At 47.2% G+C, this 1380-nt stretch carries 1 protein-coding gene; it reads left to right on the forward strand.

The features are described from left to right. Positions 1-62: 62 nt before the first annotated feature. On the forward strand, positions 63-1268 hold the full coding sequence (locus tag BUB86_RS16880) for an IS256 family transposase (RefSeq protein ID WP_073211901.1): 1206 nt from the start codon (positions 63-65) through the stop codon (positions 1266-1268). Positions 1269-1380 lie beyond the last annotated feature (112 nt).

A 1380-nucleotide genomic window follows, 5' to 3' on the forward strand; every position in this document is an offset into this window, starting at 1 on the left:
GAGAATGTAAAGTAAACTGTGTCAGGCTACAACAAAATGTAGTTTAACACGTTTATTTTATGATGGCAAACGAAGAAATTGATTACAAGCTGGCAGCCGAGCAGTTGCGTACAGGCAAGCCGTTGTTTGGAAAAGATGGTGCATTGGCACCAATGTTGGAGCGTATTTTGAATGCAGCTCTTGAGGGTGAGATGGATGCTCACTTGAGTGAAGGGTCCCGTGAGTCAGGGAATCGTCGTAATGGCAAAATGCCTAAAACTGTTCAGACGCAGTATGGTGAGGTAACTGTAGAGACACCTCGTGACCGTGATGGCAGTTTTGATCCTCAGACAGTCCGTAAGCGAGAGACAATTCTTGCTGAGGGTATGGCCGATCAGATCATCGGCATGTATGCTTTTGGCACGAGTACCCGTGAAATCAGCCGCTATTTTGAGCGTGAGTTCAATACCAAGCTATCTGCAGAGACTATCAGTGCGATAACAGACCGCGTGCTGCCTGAGATTAAGGAATGGAAGTGCCGCTCCTTGGATGCGGTCTATGCAATCTGCTGGCTCGATGCTATCCATTACAAGGTGAAAGACGATACTGGGCGTGCTGTCACCCGTGCCATCTACAATGTGTTGGGCATCAACAAGGAAGGGCACAAGGAACTGCTTGGTATGTACGTTGCCAAGAGTGAAGGAGCCAACTTCTGGCTGGAGGTACTTACGGACTTGCAGAACCGAGGAGTGGAGGATATCATGATATGCTGCGTGGATGGTCTTAAGGGCTTTCCAGACGCCATCCAAAGCGTTTTCCCCCATACTGCCGTACAACTCTGCATCGTACATCAGATACGCAATTCTATTAAGTATGTGGGCAGCAAGCATCAGAAAGAGTTTATGAAGGACCTGAAACTCGTCTATGGCGCTGTCAGCAAAGATGCTGCTGAGACCGAGCTTGACAATCTTGAACTCAAATGGGGCGAACAGTATCCTATCGTCATCAAGTCATGGCGTGACAACTGGGAGCGTCTGACGGAATTCTTCCAGTACACCAAGGAGATTCGTCGTCTCATTTACACGACCAATACAGTCGAAGGCTATCACCGTCAGATACGCAAGGTTACGAAGAACAAGGGCGTATTCCCGTCTGATACAGCCTTGGAGAAACTCGTCTACCTGGCTTACCGTAACATTAGCGAGAAGTGGACTATGCCCCTGGCGAACTGGGCACTTATTTCACAACAAATAGCGATAAAATTTGGAGATAGGTATGAAATTATGTAACTTTGCAGCTAGAAAGGCTCCTCATCTGGAAAACACGATTAAAAATCGTGTCCCCCATCTGAGGTTAATATAATAAGGGAAATGGCCTTGACACAGTTCAACTTACACTACC

This window comes from Xylanibacter ruminicola, from assembly GCF_900142525.1.
GTDB lineage: Bacteria > Bacteroidota > Bacteroidia > Bacteroidales > Bacteroidaceae > Prevotella > Prevotella ruminicola_A.

What these genes read in the sequence shown, in the direction of transcription:
- BUB86_RS16880 (WP_073211901.1), top strand. Translation starts at nt 63, where the DNA reads ATGGCAAACGAAGAAATTGATTACAAGCTGGCAGCCGAGCAGTTGCGT.